14 protein-coding genes are annotated in these 18,652 nt (G+C 73.3%); 9 read left to right on the forward strand and 5 right to left on the reverse strand.

The window, feature by feature from the left end:
- Positions 1-5 precede the first annotated feature (5 nt).
- From AC07FY_RS05320 to AC07FY_RS05330, 3 genes are all read left to right on the forward strand, one after another.
- Positions 6-2,069, forward strand: coding sequence for a SpoIIE family protein phosphatase (locus AC07FY_RS05320; RefSeq protein WP_479000679.1), 2,064 nt, complete (start codon positions 6-8; stop codon positions 2,067-2,069).
- Positions 2,070-2,188: 119 nt separating this feature from the next.
- On the forward strand, positions 2,189-3,049 hold the full coding sequence (locus AC07FY_RS05325; RefSeq protein ID WP_479000682.1) for an Fpg/Nei family DNA glycosylase: 861 nt from the start codon (positions 2,189-2,191) through the stop codon (positions 3,047-3,049).
- 26 nt (positions 3,050-3,075) lie between these two features.
- Positions 3,076-3,477, forward strand: a complete 402-nt coding sequence (locus AC07FY_RS05330) for a hypothetical protein (RefSeq protein ID WP_479000685.1) — start codon at positions 3,076-3,078, stop codon at positions 3,475-3,477.
- A 12-nt stretch (positions 3,478-3,489) separates the two neighbouring features.
- Here AC07FY_RS05330 and AC07FY_RS05335 read toward each other — a convergent pair whose 3' ends face one another.
- Both AC07FY_RS05335 and AC07FY_RS05340 read right to left on the reverse strand, forming a co-directional pair.
- On the reverse strand, positions 3,490-3,990 hold the full coding sequence (locus tag AC07FY_RS05335) for a hypothetical protein (protein ID WP_479000688.1): 501 nt from the start codon (positions 3,988-3,990) through the stop codon (positions 3,490-3,492).
- Between the two features lie 235 nt (positions 3,991-4,225).
- Positions 4,226-4,765, reverse strand: a complete 540-nt coding sequence (locus tag AC07FY_RS05340) for a sigma-70 family RNA polymerase sigma factor (protein WP_479000691.1) — start codon at positions 4,763-4,765, stop codon at positions 4,226-4,228.
- A gap of 291 nt (positions 4,766-5,056) precedes the next feature.
- Between AC07FY_RS05340 and AC07FY_RS05345 the strand changes: the two genes are divergently transcribed.
- The 3 genes from AC07FY_RS05345 to AC07FY_RS05355 all read left to right on the forward strand — a co-directional run bounded on the left by AC07FY_RS05345 (position 5,057) and on the right by AC07FY_RS05355 (position 10,624).
- Positions 5,057-6,250 (forward strand): CapA family protein, encoded by a 1,194-nt coding sequence (locus tag AC07FY_RS05345; RefSeq protein ID WP_479000694.1) that lies wholly within the window; start codon positions 5,057-5,059, stop codon positions 6,248-6,250.
- Positions 6,251-6,369: 119 nt separating this feature from the next.
- Positions 6,370-9,672: a bifunctional lysylphosphatidylglycerol synthetase/lysine--tRNA ligase LysX gene (gene lysX / locus AC07FY_RS05350; protein WP_479000697.1), complete on the forward strand. Its 3,303-nt coding sequence runs from the start codon at positions 6,370-6,372 to the stop codon at positions 9,670-9,672.
- A gap of 70 nt (positions 9,673-9,742) precedes the next feature.
- Positions 9,743-10,624 carry a polysaccharide deacetylase family protein gene (locus AC07FY_RS05355; protein WP_479000700.1) on the forward strand — a complete coding sequence of 294 codons (882 nt, stop codon included), beginning with the start codon at positions 9,743-9,745 and terminating at the stop codon, positions 10,622-10,624.
- A 53-nt stretch (positions 10,625-10,677) separates the two neighbouring features.
- Here AC07FY_RS05355 and AC07FY_RS05360 read toward each other — a convergent pair whose 3' ends face one another.
- Positions 10,678-11,340: a class F sortase gene (locus AC07FY_RS05360; protein ID WP_479000703.1), complete on the reverse strand. Its 663-nt coding sequence runs from the start codon at positions 11,338-11,340 to the stop codon at positions 10,678-10,680.
- Positions 11,341-11,725: 385 nt separating this feature from the next.
- Here AC07FY_RS05360 and AC07FY_RS05365 point away from each other — a divergent pair, with 385 nt between their 5' ends.
- A complete protein-coding gene (locus tag AC07FY_RS05365) occupies positions 11,726-12,226 on the forward strand; it encodes a hypothetical protein (protein ID WP_479000706.1) in 501 nt (166 codons plus the stop codon).
- A gap of 151 nt (positions 12,227-12,377) precedes the next feature.
- Here the strand turns inward: AC07FY_RS05365 and AC07FY_RS05370 are convergent, their stop codons facing one another.
- Together AC07FY_RS05370 and AC07FY_RS05375 are read right to left on the reverse strand one after the other, a co-directional pair.
- Positions 12,378-12,986 carry a hypothetical protein gene (locus tag AC07FY_RS05370; protein ID WP_479000709.1) on the reverse strand — a complete coding sequence of 203 codons (609 nt, stop codon included), beginning with the start codon at positions 12,984-12,986 and terminating at the stop codon, positions 12,378-12,380.
- A 192-nt stretch (positions 12,987-13,178) separates the two neighbouring features.
- Entirely contained in the window at positions 13,179-13,949 is a 771-nt protein-coding gene (locus AC07FY_RS05375; protein ID WP_479000712.1) for a bestrophin-like domain, read from the reverse strand.
- Positions 13,950-15,239: 1,290 nt separating this feature from the next.
- Here AC07FY_RS05375 and AC07FY_RS05380 point away from each other — a divergent pair.
- Positions 15,240-16,070 (forward strand): SAM-dependent methyltransferase, encoded by an 831-nt coding sequence (locus tag AC07FY_RS05380; RefSeq protein WP_479001579.1) that lies wholly within the window; start codon positions 15,240-15,242, stop codon positions 16,068-16,070.
- 74 nt (positions 16,071-16,144) lie between these two features.
- A complete protein-coding gene (locus AC07FY_RS05385) occupies positions 16,145-18,349 on the forward strand; it encodes a putative bifunctional diguanylate cyclase/phosphodiesterase (protein ID WP_479001582.1) in 2,205 nt (734 codons plus the stop codon).
- The last annotated feature ends 303 nt before the right edge of the window (positions 18,350-18,652 follow it).

Consider the following 18,652-nt stretch of genomic DNA (forward strand, 5'->3'; position numbering starts at 1 on the left):
GGTCGGTGTGTCATGGTGGACCGGTGCCGAGCTCCGTATCACTGCCGGACGACTGGCCCGCGCACCCGGACCGGTCGCTGGCACTGAACCGCATGGGCAGCTTCGACTGGGACCTGGTCACCGGGCTCATGCACCTGGACGCGGCGGCCCTGGACGTCTTCGACACGGCGCCGCAGGAGTACGACGGCCGGCCCGAAGCCCTGTCGCCGCGCGTGCCGCCCGTCGAGGCCGCCAGGCTCGACGCGCTCGTCTCCAGCGCCCTCAAGAGCCGCGAGGACAGCTACGGCGCCTACTTCCGGATCCGCTGCCGTGACGGGCGGCTGCGCTGGACGCACACGCAGGGCCGCGTCATGCGCGGCCCGGACGGGCGCCCGTACCGGATCATCGGCATCGTCCGCGACGCCACCGAGGAGCTCAGCCACTCGGCGGAACGCCTCGGACTCGACGAGGAGCGGCGCCGCCAGACCTCGGTCGTCGAGAGCACCACCGCCGCCCTCGCCCACGCCCGTACCGTCCGGGACGTCATCGACGCGCTCGGCGACGCCCACGGCCTGGAGCGGCTCGGTTCGATGGGCATGGTGATGGGTTTGGTCGAGGCGGGGCGGATCCACCTCGTCGCCGAGGGGCCGCAGGGCAGCTTCGTCCCCGGCACGCGGTACACCCGTGTGGACGAGGAGTACCCGATGAGCGAGGTCGTCCGCTCGCTCCAGCCGCGGTTCCTCAACTCCGCGCAGGAGTTCGCCGTGGACTATCCCGGGCTCTGGGCGAAGATCGAGGACATGCGGATCTCGGCGGCCGCCTACCTGCCGCTCATCGCGCAGGCCCGGCCGATCGGCGCCATCGGGCTGCTCTACCAGGACAAGGACGGCTTCACCCAGGACGAGCGGAACCTGCTCGTCGCCCTGGGCAGCAGCATCGCGCAGAGCCTGCAGCGGGCCATGCTGCTGGAGCAGGAGCACGACCTGGCCGAGGGCCTGCAGCAGGCGATGCTGCCGCGCCGGATCCCCTCGGTGCCCGGCGCGGAGATCGCCGTCCGCTACCGCTCCGCCCGACTGGGCCAGGAGATCGGCGGCGACTGGTACGACGTCATCCCGCTGCCCGGCGGCCGGGTCGGGGCGGTCATCGGGGACGTCCAGGGCCACGACACGCACGCGGCGGCCGTCATGGGCCAGCTGCGGATCGTGCTGCGGGCGTACGCGGCCGAGGGCCACTCGCCGGGCACGGTGATGGCACGGGCCTCGGTCTTCCTGCACGAACTGGACACCGACCGCTTCGCGACGTGCACGTACGCGGAGGCGGACCTGTCGACCGGAGTGCTCCAGATGGTCCGCGCGGGACACATCGACCCGCTGCTGCGCACCCGTGACAGGGACTGCCGCAGGCTCCCGGTGGCGGGCGGGATGCCCCTGGGCCTCTCGGCGGAGTTCGGCCGACTGGAGTATCCGGTGACCACCGTGGAGCTCGACCAGGGAGAAACGATCCTGCTGTGCACGGACGGGCTGGTGGAGCAGCCCGGCGCCGACCTGGACGACGGGATCGGGCTGCTCACCTCCCTGGTCCGCAGCGGCCCCGCCGACCTCCAGCTCCTCGCCGACCGGCTGTGCGGCGTCGTCGACGAGCGGGGCGGGGACGACGACATGGCGCTGCTCCTGCTGCGCCGCGAGGTGGAGGAGGCCCCGCAGGGCGGCGGCCGGTTCCGGCAGCACGTGGCGCCGGGGGACCCGGAGGCCCTGGTGGCGGCGCGGCACATGATCGGCGCGGCGGTGCGGGCGTGGGGCGCGCGGGAGCGGTCCGACGAGATCGAGCTCGTCGCGGACGAGCTGATCGTGAACGCCCTGATGCACACCGACGGCCCGGCGATCGTGACCCTGCGGGTGCTGAACGGCCCGCAACGGCGGTTGCGGGTGGAGGTGGAGGACCGCTCCAGCGCACTGCCGAGGCGCCGCGAAGCCGGGGAGGCGGGGGTGTCGGGGCGCGGGCTGATGCTGGTGGACCGGCTGGCGGACGTGTGGGGCGTGGAGTCGCGCGGCAGCGGCAAGTGCGTGTGGTGCGAGTTCACGATGGGCTGACGACGGCGCCGGGCCGGGGCGGAGCGGCGGGCTGGGGGCGGAGCCGCGGGGTGGGGGCGGAGCGGCGGCCGTGGCGCGCACGGTTCGCGTTTCCCGCGGGGTGGGGGCAGGCTGGGAGCATGCCGGAGCTGCCCGAGGTCGAGGCCCTGCGGGAGTACCTCGACGAGCACCTAACGGGGCGGGTGGTGGAGCGCGTCCTCCCGCTCGCCGTGAGCGTGCTCAAGACGTACGACCCGCCCTTGACCGCCCTCGAAGGGCAGACGGCCGGTGCCACCACCCGGTACGGCAAGTTCCTGGCCCTGCGCATCGGCGCGTTCCACCTCGTCACCCATCTGGCCCGGGCCGGCTGGCTGCGCTGGCAGGACGCCCTGCCCCAGACCCCGCCCCGCCCCGGCAAGGGGCCCCTCGCGCTGCGCGTGGTCCTGGCCGGCGGCGGCGGTTTCGACCTCACCGAGGCCGGTACGCAAAAGCGCCTCGCCGTGTACGTCGTGCGCGATCCCCAGGAGGTGCCCGGCATCGCCCGCCTCGGCCCCGATCCGCTCGGCGGCGCCTTCGGCCGGGACGCCTTCGCCGCCCTGCTCGCGGGGGAGCGGCGCCAGATCAAAGGGGTCCTGCGCGACCAGAGCGTCATCGCGGGGATCGGCAACGCCTACAGCGACGAGATCCTGCACCGTGCGAAGGTCTCGCCCTTCAAGCTGGCCGCCTCCTTCGACGAGGAGCAGACCACCCGGCTGTACGGGGCCGTCCAGGACACCCTGCGCGAGGCCGTGGCCCGGGCGCACGGAGTGGCCGCCGGCGAGCTCAAGGCGGAGAAGAAGAGCGGGCTGCGGGTGCACGGCCGGACCGGGGAGCCCTGCCCGGTGTGCGGGGACACCGTCCGCTCCGTCTCCTTCGCCGACTCCTCCCTGGAGTACTGCCCGACCTGCCAGACCGGCGGCAAGCCGCTCGCGGACCGGCGGCTCTCGCGCCTCCTCAAGTAGGCGGCCGCTGCGTAGACTCCGGCTCCATGGCCGAGGACCAGCAGCAGGCGCCGCGGCGCGAGATCGTCACCGGGGTGCCCCGGGCCGCCCGCCGCCGGCCGCCCGCGCACGCCCCGGCACGCTCGGAGATCTCCGAGCAGACCACGCTGGGCGCCACCTACGTACGGGCCCTCATGCGCAGCCAGCTGCGCGCGGGGTTGTCCGCGCTGGCCGTACTGGCCCTGACCGTGGGGACGCTGCCGCTGGTGCTGCTCCTGCCGCAGGCGGCGCGCGGGCCGCTGGTGTGGCTGGCCCTGGGCCCGCTGGTGTATCCGGTGATGTGGCTGATCGCCCGCTGGTACGTGCTGCGCGCCGAGCGCAACGAGGCGGACTTCAGCGGCCTGGTGATGGAGCCGGGCGAGGCCCCGGGGCCGCGCCGCCCGGCCTGAGCGGGCCCGGCCTCAGAACAGGTGCATGGCCAAGTGGCCCAGCGGCAGGCCGAGTTGCCAGGCGGGAGTCCACACCCGGGCGTTCTCGTCCAGTCCCGGTGGGATCTCGTCGTGGCCGTGCTGTCCCGGGTCGAGGTTCGTGGCGAACAGCTCCGTGCGGTCGAGCCAGCGCCAGGCTGCCCGGGCCAGTTCGAGGTCCGGCTCCACCGCGCGGCCGCGCTCGCGCGCCTCCTCGCCGAGTGCGAGGAACCGGGTGTGGACCCAGTCGCGCCAGGGGTGGCCGTACGCCGTCAGCGAGAGCCACTCGTCGAGCTGGGAGACCACCCGGATCCCGGAGAGTTCCCCGGCCGCGTCCGAGAGGTAGATCGTCAGCGCCAGCGTGTCCCGCCCGGCCCGGAACTCCAGCGTGCTGACCGGGATCAGCCGGCCCGTGCGCAGCAGTTCGTCCGCGATGTACTCGGCGTAGAGCCACGCCATGGGCACCGCGAGCCCGCCGTCACTGGTGCCGTTCATACCCTCGGGCTGCACCGTCCCACCTTCTCCCGCGCGTTCCGCGTCCCACCGTCAGCCCTGAGCCTTCACCGACCGGCTCACCGAGCGGGGGATGTTTACGGAACTTGCACGGTCTGATGCCTGATTCCATGCGGTTTCTGTCCGGTTAGCGCGCTTTCAGGGCGGTAGTGGCCCTCTTCGCGACGGCCCGTGGCCCGAGGCGCACGGCCTTCCGAGGGGCGCGGGCCGGGCGCGCTCAGGCGCCGAGGCCGTAGCCGTACCCCTGGAGGTCCTTGCGCAGGGCGCGCAGCGCGTAGTGCGTGCGGGACTTGACCGTCCCGGCCGGGATGCCGAGTTCGGCCGCGGCCTCGGCCACCGAGCGGTCCTGGAAGTACACCTGCATCAGCACCTCGCGGTGCTCCCGCCCCAGGGAGCCGACCGCCCGCCGGACGTCGATCGCCGTGACCGAGCCGGCCACCGCGTCCTGCGGAGCCGGCGCGTGCTCCAGGCCCTCGGGGGCCACCTCCTGCGGGCGCGACAGGCGGGCGCGCCGCGCGTCGATCGCGAGCCGGCGGGCCACGGTGAAGAGCCAGGGGCGCAGGGACTCGTGCCGGCTGGAGAGGGCCTCCGGGTGCTGCCAGACCCGCACCAGGGTCTCCTGCACCAGGTCCTCCGCACGCTGGGCGTCCCCGGCGGTGAGTCCGACGAGGAGACCGAACAGGGCCCGCCCGTGGTCGCGCTGGAGTTCGGCCAGTGTCTCGGGGTCGGTCCGCCGAAGGGTGGGGGAGAGCGGCACGTGGGGCTCCTTCCGGGATCCGCGCGGGTCCGTGGCTGACGTCGGTGCGTCCACCCTGACCTGCACGGAGCCCCGCCGGGAACCGTCCGGTCCGGCCGCTGCGCCCAAGCACCCCGGTCATCCGGTGGGCGGCCGGGCCGGGCGGTGAACGGTCGAACGGCGCGGCGAACGGCAGCATCCGATCGGGTGGGAGCGCGGCCGGCGGACGGATCCGTTCCTTGACTCCCGGCGTCATGTTGGGTGCATTAGCGGGAAATCGGATAGTCATACTGAATGAGAGCCGGGTCCGAGATGACCAAGCGCACCAGACGGGCCGCCGCCCTCCTCTCGACCCTCCTGCTGGCGGCGGCCGCCGGCTGTTCCGCCGCGGGGGAACCGGCCGCGGCGCGCCGCGGGGAAAGCGGCGGCGCCGCGGCCTCCAGCGCCGCCGGGTCACCCGCCGCCAAGGGGTTCACCCTGGTCGCGAGCGGCGACGTGCTGCCGCACACCTCGGTCATCCAGCGGGCCGCCGACGACGCCGACGGGGACGGACACGACTTCCGGCCGATGTTCTCCGCCGTCAAGCCCCTGGTCTCGGGCGCCGACCTGGCCCTGTGCCACATGGAGACCATCTACGGGGAGGAGGGCGGCCCCTTCTCCGGGTACCCGGCCTTCGTCTCCCCGCCGAGCGTCGCCGACGCACTGAAGGCCACCGGGTACGACGGCTGCTCCACCGCCTCCAACCACACCCTCGACGACGGGGCCGACGGGCTGCGCCGCACGCTGGACCGGTTCGACACGGTGGGCCTCAAGCACGCCGGCTCGGCCCGTACGGCGGCGGAGGCGGCCGCGGTGACCACGTACACCGCCGGCTCCGCCAAGGTCGCGCACCTCGCGTACACGTACGACACCAACGGCAACCCGATGCCGCAGGGGCAGCCGTGGGCGGTCGCCCTCATGGAGCCGGACAAGATCATCACCGATGCGCGGGCCGCCCGCACGGCGGGGGCGGACGTGGTCCTGGTCAGCCTCCACTGGGGCACGGAATGGCAGACCGAGCCGGACGAGACCCAGCTCTCCCTCGGCAAGGCGCTCACCGCCTCGCAGACCGGCGGACGCCCGGACATCGACCTGATCCTGGGCACGCACGCGCACATCCCGCAGGCCTACGAGAAGGTCAACGGGACCTGGATCGTCTACGGCATGGGCGACCAGGTCGCGGGCGAGATGTTCAACCACAGCGGCGCGCGCGACATGCGCGGCAACTACGGCTCGATCGGCCGCTTCACCTTCGCGCCGCCGGCCGCCGCCGGTCAGCGCTGGCAGGTCACCAAGGCCGAGTTCGTCCCGCAGATGATGGACCTCTCCACCGGCCGGGTCGTCAACCTGTCCGCGGCCCTCGCCGAGGACCCCGGCCACGGCGCGTACGAGACGGCCCGCGACGCCATCACCGAGGCCGTCCTCAGCCGCGGCGCGGCCAAGGACGGGCTGACGACGGCGAAGTAGCGCCCCCGCCGGGCACGCCGCGTACGCCGGGCAGCGCAGGTTGCTCAGCGCCGCTCGGCCCCGGGCGGTCCGGGCGCCCCGGCGCGCGGACCGGCGCCGCCCTCTCTACAGTGCGAACCATGAGTGCCACCGTGGAGCAGACGCGCGGGACCCGGAACCGCTTCCTGAACCGGGTACCCGACGGGTTCGGAGCGTTCTTCGGAGCGCTCGGTCTGCTGTGCGCGCTGCTGTCGCTCTCCCCGGCACTGCGGCGGCTGCTGAGGCACATCGTCCGCTTCCTCGACCTCATCGTCGTACCGGTCAGCGCCAATCTCGCCTACGCCGTCTTCCTCTTCCTGCTCGCGGCGGCACTCGGCACCCGCAAGAAGGTCGCCTGGTGGATCGTCGTCGCCTATCTGGCCCTGCTGATCCTCGACGACGTCATCGACATCGCCGTCGGCGACTACGGGACCGGCTTCAGCTCGCTCGCGGTGGCCGTGGCCGCCACGGGACTCCTGATCGCCGCCCGCGACGAGTTCTACGCCGCCTCCCGGCCCGGAGCCCTGTGGCGCGCCCTGACGGTGCTGGGCCTCGGCCTCCTCGCGGCCGTCCTCGCCGGTTGGGGGCTCGTCGCCCTCTTCCCCGGCACCCTGCCGAAGGGGCAGTGGCTGGACTGGGCCGCCAAGCAGGTCTTCGGCGGCCTCTTCTCCGCCCGCCAGTTCGACGGCCGCCCGCCCCGCGCGCTGTACTTCCTGCTCGGCCTGTTCGGCGCCCTCGCCCTGCTGAACGCGGCCGCGACGCTCTTCCGCTCCCAGCGCCTGACCGCCGCCCTGCACGGCGACGAGGAACTGCGCATCCGCGCCCTCCTCGGCGCCTACGGGCGGGGCGACTCCCTCGGCTACTTCGCCACCCGGCGGGACAAGGCCGTCGTCTTCGCCCCCAACGGGATGGCCGCCGTCACCTACCGCGTCGAAGCCGGCGTCTGCCTCGCCAGCGGTGACCCGGTGGGCGATCCCTCCGCCTGGACCCCGGCCATCGACGCCTGGCTGGCGGTGGCCCGGCGCCACGGCTGGCCGCCCGCCGTCATGGGGGCCTCGGAGGACGGCGCGACGGCCTACGCCCGCTCCGGGCTCAGCGCCCTCCAGCTCGGCGACGAGGCGATCCTGCACGTCGCCCACTTCGACCTCGACGGCCGCGACATGCGCGTCACCCGCCAGGCCGTCAACCGCGTCCGACGCACCGGAGCCACCACCCGCATCCGCCGTCACTCGGCCCTCTCCGAGGACGAGATGCAGATGATCGTGGACCGGGCCGACCGGTGGCGCGACACCGAGACCGAGCGCGGCTTCTCCATGGCCCTGGACCGGCTCGGCGACGCCGCCGACGGGGACTGCCTGCTCGTCGAGGCCCTCGACGCCGAAGGGGAGCTGATCGCCCTGCTCTCCTTCGTCCCCTGGGGCAAGGACGGCATCTCCCTCGACCTGATGCGCCGCGACCGTACCGCCCCCAACGGGGTCATGGAGTTCATGGTGGCCCAGCTCTGCGCCGCCGCCCCCGGCCTCGGCGTGCGCCGGATCTCCCTCAACTTCGCCGTCTTCCGCTCCGCCTTCGAGGAGGGCGGCCGGATCGGCGCCGGCCCCGTGCTGAAGCTGTGGCGCAAGCTCCTGCTCTTCTTCTCCCGCTGGTGGCAGCTGGAGGCGCTCTACCGCTCGAACGTCAAGTACGGCCCCGAGTGGTACCCGCGGTTCCTCTGCTACCAGGACGCCGGCTCGCTCGCCCGGGTCAGCCTCGCCTCCGGCATCGCCGAGGGCTTCGTCTCGGTGCCGAGCCTGCGCACCCTGTGGGGCAACGGCCACCCCAAAGGGCTCACCGCCCCCGCCAGCACCGAGGGGCTGCCCTCCCTCGCCTCCCTGAACCTGCACGCCGTGGGCGAGCAGGCGGCGGCCCCACGGGCCGAGCGGCTCCCCGACCAGGTGCGCGTGCGCCACGAGAAGATGGAGCGCATCCGGGCGGCCGGCACCGACCCCTACCCCGTCGGCATCCGCCCCCGCACCCACACCACCGCGCAGCTGCGCGCCGTCCTGCCCGACCGCCGGCCCGGCGTCCGCTCGGGGGAGCGGGCCACCCTGGCCGGACGGGTGATGGTGGTACGCGACCTCGGCGGCGTCGTCTTCGCCGTGCTGCGCGACTGGTCCGGGGACGTGCAGCTGGTGCTCACCCGGGACGAGGCGGGGGCCGGAGTGCTGGACTCCTTCACCTCCCAGGTCGACTTCGGCGACCACGTGATCGCGACCGGCGAGGCCGGCACCAGCAGGACCGGCGAGCCGTCCCTCGTCGTCCGCTCCTGGCAGCTCACCGGCAAGTGCCTGCGCCCGCTCCCCGACAAGCGCAAGGGCCTGGCCGACCCGGAGGCGCGCGTCCGGCGCCGCTACCTGGACCTCGTCGCCAGCCCCGAGGCGCGGGACGTCGTACGGGCCCGCTCCAGCGCGGTACAGGCCCTGCGCCAGGGGCTGCTGGAGCGCGGCTACCTGGAGGTCGAGACGCCGATGCTCCAGCAGATCCACGGCGGTGCCAACGCCCGGCCCTTCCGCACCCACATCAACGCCTACGACCTGGACCTGTACCTGCGCATCGCGCCCGAGCTGTACCTCAAGCGGCTGTGCGTCGGCGGCATGGAGAAGGTCTTCGAGATGGGCCGCACCTTCCGCAACGAGGGCGTCTCCTACAAGCACAACCCCGAGTTCACGATGCTGGAGGCCTACCAGGCCTTCGCCGACTACGACGTGATGCTCGACCTTACCCGCGAGCTCATCCAGGCGGCCGCCACGGCCGCCTTCGGCTCGCCGGTCGCCCACAAGGCGGGGCCGGACGGGAAGCTCGTCGTCCACGACATCTCCGGACCGTGGCCGGTCAAGACGATGTACGGGGCGATCAGCGAAGCCCTCGGCGAGGAGGTCGACGCCGACACCGAGGAGCACGTCCTGCGCCGGCTGTGCGACCGGGCGTCCGTCCCGCACGCCCCCGAGGACACCCGCGGCGACGTGGTCCTGGAGATGTACGAGCGGCTGGTGGAGGAGAAGACCGGGCTGCCCACCTTCTACAAGGACTTCCCGACCGACGTCTCCCCGCTCACCCGCCAGCACCGCAGGGACCCCCGGCTCGCGGAGCGCTGGGACCTGGTCGCCTTCGGCACCGAACTGGGCACGGCCTACTCGGAGCTGACCGACCCCGTCGAGCAGCGCCGCCGCCTCACCGCCCAGTCCCTGCTGGCGGCCGGCGGCGACCCGGAGGCGATGGAACTCGACAACGACTTCCTGGACGCCCTCGAGTACGCGATGCCGCCCACCGGCGGCCTCGGCATCGGCGTGGACCGCCTCGTCATGTTCCTCACCGGCCTGACGATCCGTGAAACGCTGCCGTTCCCCCTGGTGAGGCGCGGCTGATCGGGTGAGGGGCAGGGGGCGCGTCCGCGCCTCTCGACATCCGTGATGATGTCGTTGATACGTAGTAATAATGACAAATGACGAGCCGACAGTCGGACGCCGCGTGCTCCTGCGCACCGCCGTCTTCCTCGGAGTCGCGGCCGCCGCCGGGCTGATCGACGCCGGCACCGAGGGCGGCGGCCCCCACCCCGGGCCGGGCCCCGCCCCCGCGGGCGGACCGGGCCCGCATCCGGTCGCGGGACCTCCCGGAATGCTCCCCGAGGGCCTCGAGAAGACCTACCGGCTGCGCCCGATGACCGCCGAGGCCCCCGCCCGGCCGCCCCTGGCCAAACCGGCCGTCCGCACCCGCCCCATCCTCGAACTGCCGCCCGGCGCCGCCTCCGGGAACTCCATGGTGCTCACCTTCGACGACGGGCCCGACCCCCGCTACACCCCCGGAATCCTCGACACCCTCGCCCGCTACGGGGTGCGCGCCGTGTTCTTCGTCTGCGGGGAGATGGCCGCCGAGAACCGCGACCTGCTGCGCCGGATGGCCGCCGAGGGGCACGTCATCGGCAACCACACCTGGACCCACCCGCTCATCCCCACCCTCGGCCGGCCCGCCCTGGTCTCCGAGATCGGCCGCACCAGCGAGGTCGTCCAGGAGACCGTGGGCGAGGCCCCGGTGTGGTTCCGCGCGCCGTTCGGGGCATGGAACCGGGCCGCCTTCGAGATCGGAGCCGAACTCGGCATGGAACCGCTGGCCTGGACCGTGGACACCCTGGACTGGAAGGAGCCCGGGACCACGACGATCATCTCCCGGGTCCTGGAGGGCGCCGGCCCCGGGGTCATCGTGCTGTCGCACGACGCGGGCGGCGACCGCTCGCAGAGCGTCCGCGCGATCGGCTCCTACCTGCCCCAGCTCCTGGCCCGCGGCTACCGCATGACCCTGCCGGCGCTGCCGCCCCGCTGACCCGTGCCGTGCGCTCGGGGCGCAGCGGGGCGCGGGGTGGCGGCCGGTCCGGGTCAGCGGGTCTCCACCATCCGGGCGAAGACGACGACGTTGCCCTCGTAGCCCCGGGACTTCGAATAGCCCCCGCCGCACGTGATCACCCGGAGTTCCGCGTGCCCGGTGTCGCCGTACACCCGGGCTCCGGGGAAGGCGTCCTTGGAGAACACCTCCACCCCGTACACCTCGAACACCGCCGTGCGCCCGTCGTACCGCTCCACCTCGACGTGGTTGCCCGGCTTGACCGAGCCCAGTCCGTAGAAGACCGCCGGGCCCTGAGCGTTGTCCACGTGGCCCACGATCACCGACGAGCCCCGCTGGCCCGGCGAGATGCCGTTGAGGTACCAGCCGGCCAGGTTGCGGTCCTGCGGCGGCGGGGCGTCGATCCAGCCCTCCGCGTCCAGGCCGACCGTCATCACCGGCGCGTCCACGCCGATCGTGGGGATCCGGATGCGCTGCACCGACGAGTGCTCCAGCACCTCCAGGTCCGCCGGCGCCTGCGGCGGGTTCACCGGCAGCTGGTCCGCCGTCACCGCGACGGCCGAGGCCGCGGTGGGCTGGGGCGGCCCGTCGTCGACGTCCACGCCGTTGCGCACCATCGCGAGGCCGCTGAGCATGACCAGGGCGAGTACGCCCCACGGTGAGAACTTGCGTGACTGCGCGGTCTCGTCCTCGCCCATCGTTCTCCCTTCCCGACGCGGGGGTCCCGACCCGCGATCCTGTCCCACCCCTGTACGCCCTACTTCACGCACGCTAAGGCCGCCCCGGCGGGACGGCGAGGGGGGAGGGGCGAACGGGTGGTGCGGCCGGGACGGGGCCGGGGCGGGGCCGGGATGGGGCCGGACGGGGTGCGCCCATACAGGTAATCGTCACACAAACGCCTGACGGGTCGTGACCTGCGGATCCGTCAGTTCCGGCGAGCGCGCGTCGGCGTGTCGCTCAACCGGGCGGCCCAAAGGCGGACATGCGGAGGTTGCGGGCCGCCCCGAGGGTTCGAGATGGGAGGCGTTCTCGTCGATCATCCGGGGCCGACGCTCCGGGGCGCTTTCCGCTGGAGGTTCCACCATGCGTGTCTTGCGCGCTCTCACCGTGACGGCGGCAACCTGCGCCGCGATCGGCCTCAGTGTTCCGTTCGCCTCCGCCAACCCCCCGCTGGGCGGCGGTGGCGGACCGAGCAACGTCTCGGTCAACCCGTTCGCCGTGCACCAGGGATCCACGATGCAGGTGAGCGCCTCGGGCTGCGGACACGGCGGTATCGTCACCTCGCACGGCAACTTTCCGCCGGCCAACCTGTCCGCGGGGTCGATCGGCTTCGCCACCGTCCGGATCTTCAACCACGCCTCGCCCGGCAACCACACGCTGTCGGTCAAGTGCAACGACAACAGCCTGGTCGCCACGGCCCGCTTCCGGATCCTCGAGGGCCGGCCCTCGCAGGGCGGCATCGGCGGCTCCCTGGGGCCGTCCACCGCCGAGACCGCCATCGGCGCGAGCCTCGTCGGCGCTGCGGCCCTGGGCGCCGGCGCCCACGTGGTGCGCCGTCGCCGCCCGCTCCGCGGCCGGGTCTGACCGGCCGGCCTCCCCGGTCAGACCCTCCGGGGTGCCTTCCGGGGTTCCTACCAGGGTGCCTTCGGGGAACACACCCCTCCGCCGGTCGCCCCGGGTCCTGGCCAGGACCCGGGGCGACCGGCCGGGCGGGGCAGGGGGCGCCGAGGCGGTTTCAGTGACCGCGACGACTGACGCGGCGGCGCACGGTGTACACCGTCCCGGCCGCGGCGGCGAGGAGGAGGCCGGCCCCCGCACTGATCTGCACGAGGTTCATGCCGGCCGCACTGCCGCCGACGCCGCCCTGAACGCCCCGGGCGGAGCCGGTGACGGCGGTCCCGGGGGTTGCGGTCCCGGGGGTGGGGGCCACGGGGGTGGTTGTTTGCGTGGAGCTGGTGGTCGGGCTGCTGGTGCCGCCCGCGATCGTCAGATCGGCCGAGCCGGTCTCCCCGTTGCAGGTGAAGGAGACGGAGTACACGGCTCCGGGCCGGGCGTCGCTGTCCACCGTGACCCGTACGGCCTGGCCACGGGCGACGCTCACGGTGTCGAAGACCCCGGAGTTGACCGTGGCGTAGGCGGCGTTGCAGCCGGTGACCGACAGCACCGTCTGGCCGCCCCGGGCGACCGTGGACGGGGTGAGGGAGAAGCCGAACGAGGTGACCTGCCGGGGCTCCGCGGCGTTCGCGGTGCTGCGGGCGGTCGTGCCGGGCGGGCCGAGCGCGAGTACGGCGCCCGTGGCGCCGGCGATCAGCAGGGCGGTGGCGGAGGTACGTATCGCACCCATGGTTGATTCTCCGGATCCCCGAGGAGCAGCCGCGGAAGGGGTTTCCGCACGTGGGGTGTCGTGCGCCTCGATGTCCGCCACGCTAGGCGCGGGGGGCCGCGCCCGCGATCAGGAACGGGCGAATGGGGCATGTGACTGGGCCGAACCGGGGACGGAAGGCCCACCCCCGGTTTGCGCGCGGCCGGGCGGCGCTCAGTCTTCGAGGCCCAGATGCGGGAACTGCGAGAGGAACGGTTCGGCGGTGGCCGAGATGCCCCGCCCGAACGGCGCGTCGAAGTCCCAGATCAGGAACAGCAGGAAGGCGATCAGGGCGCTGAACAGGCCGGCCAGCAGCAGCTCCCGGAAGGAGCGCCTGATCTGCAGGGTGAAGATCAGGCCCACTGTCACCAGGGCCCCGGCGATGAGCCCGAACCACACCACTCCCGGCATCGTGGCCCCGGCGCTCAGCCCGCGCGCACTGCGGGCGTCGTCCACCACGGCGACCTGGTCGACCAGCGGCTGGTAGGCCTGCCCCTCGTGATCGGTCTGCGGTTCGTAGTCGGTGACGTCCCGGCGGATCCGCTCCAGCAGTTCCCCGCCGCGGTCCGTGAGCCGGCCGTGGTCGCCCATCTCCCGCCACTCCGTGCCCACCACGTGCGTCACGTAGGCGTCGACGTCGGAGCGGATGGCCTTGCGGACCTCGGCCGGGTAGACCTCGGAGCGGACGCTGATCTCGTGCAGGGCCTGCGCCTCCTGGCGGACGTACTCCTGGGCGGCGCCGCGGCCCTCCCAGACGCCGGCGATCGCCAGGCCCAGCACGATCGCGTAGATCACGCCGATCATCATCGTCATGTACTCGATGACGTCGGGGGTTTCGTTCGGATCGTCGTCCTCGCCGATCCTGCGGTGGTGGAGGAAGGCGATGGACAGCACCACGGCACAGGCAGCGGCCATCGCGAGGGTCAGGACGAGCCATTCCGACAAGATGACTCCCAATCGGTTACTGGTGGGGCGGAAGGGCTACCGGGGGCGCAACGCGACGATCGCGAGGACTGCGGGAGCCGCGGTCAGCAGGGTGAAGGTGACCGGCGAGATGTGGTGTTCGACCGGTTTGCGGGCGGGCGCGTGGTAGATGGGGCGCGCTACCGGCCTGGCCGCGGGCGGTGGGGACACGGGGGCGGGCGGGGGAGGGACGGGCGCCGTGCGGACCGGGGGCGGGGCGGGTGCGGGCGGCGCGGGTTTCGGGACGACGGCCGCCGGCCTCGGTGCCGGCTGGGGCGGGGGCGGGGGCGGGGGCGGCGATGGTGTGGGCTTGGGCGTGGGCTTGGGCGGGGCGGGTGCCGGAGGGAGCGGCGGCTTCGGGGTGGGTGGGGGCGGGGGCGTGGGCTCGGGGGGCGGCGGGGTGGGGGAGGGCTTCGGCGGGCACGGCGGGGGAGGGGGTGGCGGCGGAGGACAGTGGTGCCCGCCGTGTCCGTGGTGCCCGCCGTGTCCGCCGTGCCCGGGGTGACCACCATGTCCGTGGTGTCCGCCGTGCCCGGGGTGCCCGCCGTGCCCCTGGTGTCCGTCGTGTCCGTGGGGACTGTCGCGCTCGTGGGGTTCGCCGCGGTTCTCGCGGCCCGCGCGGCCGTCGTGCCGGCCTGGTCGGTCTCCTCGGTCGGGACGGCCTCGTGCGTCGTCTCCGCCATGCTGTCCGCCGGGTCGGCCGTCGGGTCGCTCACCGGATCGGCTGGCGGGCCGGCCGTCGGATCGGCCGCCGTGATGTCCGCCACCCGAACCCTCTCCGCGGACCCCGCCGGCGGCCGAGGTGACCAGGGCGCGTGCGGAGGGGCCGCTGCCGGATCCGGTCGTCACCGAGGCATCGCTATCAGCCACGGCCGGTGTGATGGACAGGGCCGCCCACAGCAGGACCGGAACCGCCATCAGGCGTCGGGCACAGGCTTTGTTCACCCGGCGAGCATGGGGTCGTGCACGCCCGCGCACGCGAAGGTCCGAGCCGGTTCGCCTGAACGGATGGAGTGCCGAGCGGAAAGGTTTGAGCCACGCGCGGGTCGTCGGATGGGCGAGTTCGGGCACTCATCGCGCAATTCCCAAAAGGGATGTGTCGGTATCGATCAATCCCAGGTGTGGGTGTGCCGGGCGTGTTTGGTGTGTGACGAAGAACGGACCGCCAATTTCCGCTTTTGCTCGCCCTGTTGGGCAATGATCAGTACATTCGGCTCGGACAGGAGTCCGACCGCTGACGGACCGCCGCAGGAACAACGCTTGGAGACCCCGATGGAGCGCCCCGCCTGGGCCCCGCCAGGCATCGACATATCGGTGCCGAGCGTGTCCCGCATCTACGATTACTACCTGGGCGGCTCCCACAATTTCGAGATCGACCGCCAGGCTGCCCGCCGGGCCATGGAATTCATGCCGGGCCTGCCCAAGATCATGCAGGCCAACCGGGCATTCATGCGCCGCGCGGTGCGCCACGCGGTCGCCGAGGGCATCACGCAGTTCCTCGACATCGGCTCCGGCATCCCCACCTTCGGCAATGTCCACGAGATCGCCCAGGCCGCCAGTTCCCAGGCGCGCGTGGTCTACGTCGACCACGACCCGGTGGCCGTCGCCCACAGCCAGGCCGTCCTGGCCGGCGACGAGCGCAGCGGTGTCGTCGCCGCCGACCTGCGCAAGCCGCAGGACATCCTGGAAGCCCCCGAGGTACTGCGGTTGCTCGACTTCGACCGGCCGGTCGCGCTCCTGCTCGTCGCCGTCCTGCACTTCCTGGAGGACGCGGACGATCCGTACACCGCCGTGGCCGAGCTGCGCGACGCGCTGGCCCCCGGCAGCCTGCTGATCCTCACGCACGCCTCGTTCGAGGGGATCCCGCTCACGGAAGAGGTCGCGGGCGGCACCGTCGGGGTCTACCGCGACATCCGCAACCCCCTCGTCATGCGCAGCGGCGACCAGATCCGCAGGTTCTTCGACGGCTTCGAGATGCTCGAGCCGGGTCTGGTGTCCATGCCCGACTGGCGGCCGGACCGAGCGGAGTCCGCGGAGGACGGCGCCGTTCCCGAGGACCCGTACGCCTTCTCCGGCTTCGGCGGCGTGGGACGCAAGGCGTGAGACTTCCGGCACAGACGGCAGGCGCGCCGGACGGTACCGCGGCCCGCGCCGCGGCTCCGGTCCCCGGCGCCGGGGTGGCGGGGACCGCGATTTCCGGGCAACCGGCGGTTCCCAAAGGGGGTATCGAGGACCGGATCGCCCGCTTCGCGACCATCTGGGGACGGGCCATCTTCCCGGTCACCGCGACGTCACTGACCCGCGCCGAGTTCGAACGCCACCTGGTCCCGCTCACCCGGACGCTCGCCGAGGCCCTGCACGCCCGCCCCTTCGACGCCTCCGTCGCCCAGCGGATCGGCGCGGAGCTCGTCGCCGTGCACTGCACCGACCCCGACGCCCTGTCGGGCACCCTCGGGGTGATCGAGTCGTACCTGGTGCTCTACTGCGGGCCCGGCTGGCACGGACCCGGACCCGGCTCGGGCTCCGGCACCGAGGACACCGAGGAGTACCGGTCCCGCTGCGCCCGCCTCCAGCACGGCATCGCCGCGGGCTTCGCCCGGGCCCTGCGCGAACGCACCCTCAAGGAGCAGGAGGCCATCGCCCGTTCGGCGCTGACCGCCCGCATAGACGCCCAGCAGGCGCTGCACGCGAGCGAGGAGCGCTTCCGGGCGGTCTTCGAAGGAGCGGCCGTCGGGATCGGCATCGCCGACCTGGACGGGAACATCCTCGAGGTCAACGACGCGCTGCTGCAGATGTTCGGCGGCCTGGAGGGGCACGTCCGGGGTCGGAAGGTCAGTGAGTGGGGGCACCCGGACGACACCCCGCACGTCTGGCGCATGTACGGCGAGCTCGTGCGCGGCGAGCGGGAGAACTTCCGCGTGGAGAAGCCGTACTACCGGCACGACGGCACCGTGCTCTGGACCAACCTGACGGTGTCGCTGCTGCGCGACGCCGACGGCGTGCCCCGCTACCAGCTGGCGCTGATGGAGGACACCACCGAACGCCGGCTGCTGAACCTGCGCCTGCGCTACGAGGCGACCCACGACGCCCTGACCGGACTGCCCAACCGGACGTTGTTCTTCGAACGGCTGGAGAAGGCCCTGAACGGACCGGGGGCGAGCCGCTTCGGCCTGTGCTACCTGGATCTCGACGGGTTCAAGGCGGTCAACGACAGCCTCGGCCACTCGGCGGGCGACCGGCTGCTGGTGGAGGTCGCGGACCGGCTGCAGAGCTGCGCGACCGGCCCCGGCGAGGTGGTGGCCCGGCTCGGCGGGGACGAGTTCGTGGCCCTGACCACCGGCCCCGACACCGAGCAGGAGGTGACCGACCTGGCGGTCCGCATCCTGTCCGCCCTGTCGACGCCGATCCGGCTGGAGGGTCGTGAACTGTCGGTCAGGGGCAGCATCGGCATCGTGGAGGGCCCGGCCCGCGAGCGCACCCCGGCGGAGGTGCTGCGCAGCGCGGACATCACGATGTACCGGGCCAAGGCGGCCGGCGGGAATCGCTTCGAGTTCGCCGACGCCGAGGCCGACGCCCGGGCCATCACCCGCCACGGGCTGACCAACGCCCTGCCCGCGGCGCTGGAGCGCGGGGAGTTCTTCATCGAGTACCAGCCGCTGGTGCACATGCACGACGGCAGCGTGCACGGGGCGGAGGCGCTGGTGCGCTGGTCACACCCCCAGTACGGGGTGCTCGGCCCGGACCGCTTCATCCCGCTCGCCGAACGGACCGGGCTGATCGTGCCGCTCGGCCGCTGGGTTCTGGAGGAGGCCGTCCGCCAGGCCCGCAACTGGCAGCGCCAGCACGGCGGCTCGTCCCTGCGCGTCAACGTCAACCTCTCGCCGACCCAGCTGCACCACCCTGGCCTGGTCGCCGACACCGTCGCCGTGCTGGAGAAGTCGGGCCTCGCCCCGGGCGCGCTGTGCCTGGAGGTGACCGAGTCGGCCCTGATAGGCGCCGACGACGAACTCCTCGAACCACTGCGCCGGCTCGCCGCCCTCGGCGTGGACATCGCCCTGGACGACTTCGGCACCGGCTACTCGAACCTGGCCAACCTGCGCCGCCTGCCGGTCAGCGTCCTGAAACTGGATCGCTCCTTCACCCAGGGGATGCAGCAGAGCCCGGCCAACCCGGTCGACGTCAAGATCGTGGAGGGGATCGTCGCCCTCGCCCACAGCCTCGAACTCGCCGTCACCGTGGAGGGCGTGGAGACCGGAGCCCAGGCCGCCCAGCTGCGCGACCTCGGCTGCGACACCGCCCAGGGCTGGTACTACGCCCGGCCTGGCGCCCCCGACCGCATCCACACCCTCTCCCTCTCGGACGCCGTGCCCGCACCGTCCTGACCTGCTGCGCCACTTCCTGTCGAGCCGCCGGCTGCCCTCCCGGGCTCCAACCACCCCGGCTGCCCTCCCGGGCTCCAACCACCCCGGCTGCCCTCCCGGGCTCCAACCACCCCGGCTGCCCTCCCGGGCTCCAACCACCCCGGCCGCCGCCCGTGCACGTCCCGTCAGGGGGCCCCGCCCCGTCAGGCAGCAACCGCGTCCCGTCGAGCAGCAACCGCATCCCCCCAGGCGGCGGCCTGCCCCGCCAGGCGGTCCCGTCTTGTGAGGCGTCCCCGTCCCGCGAGGCGGCTACGTCGCGTGAGG

This window comes from Streptomyces sp. NPDC045967 (assembly GCF_056430495.1).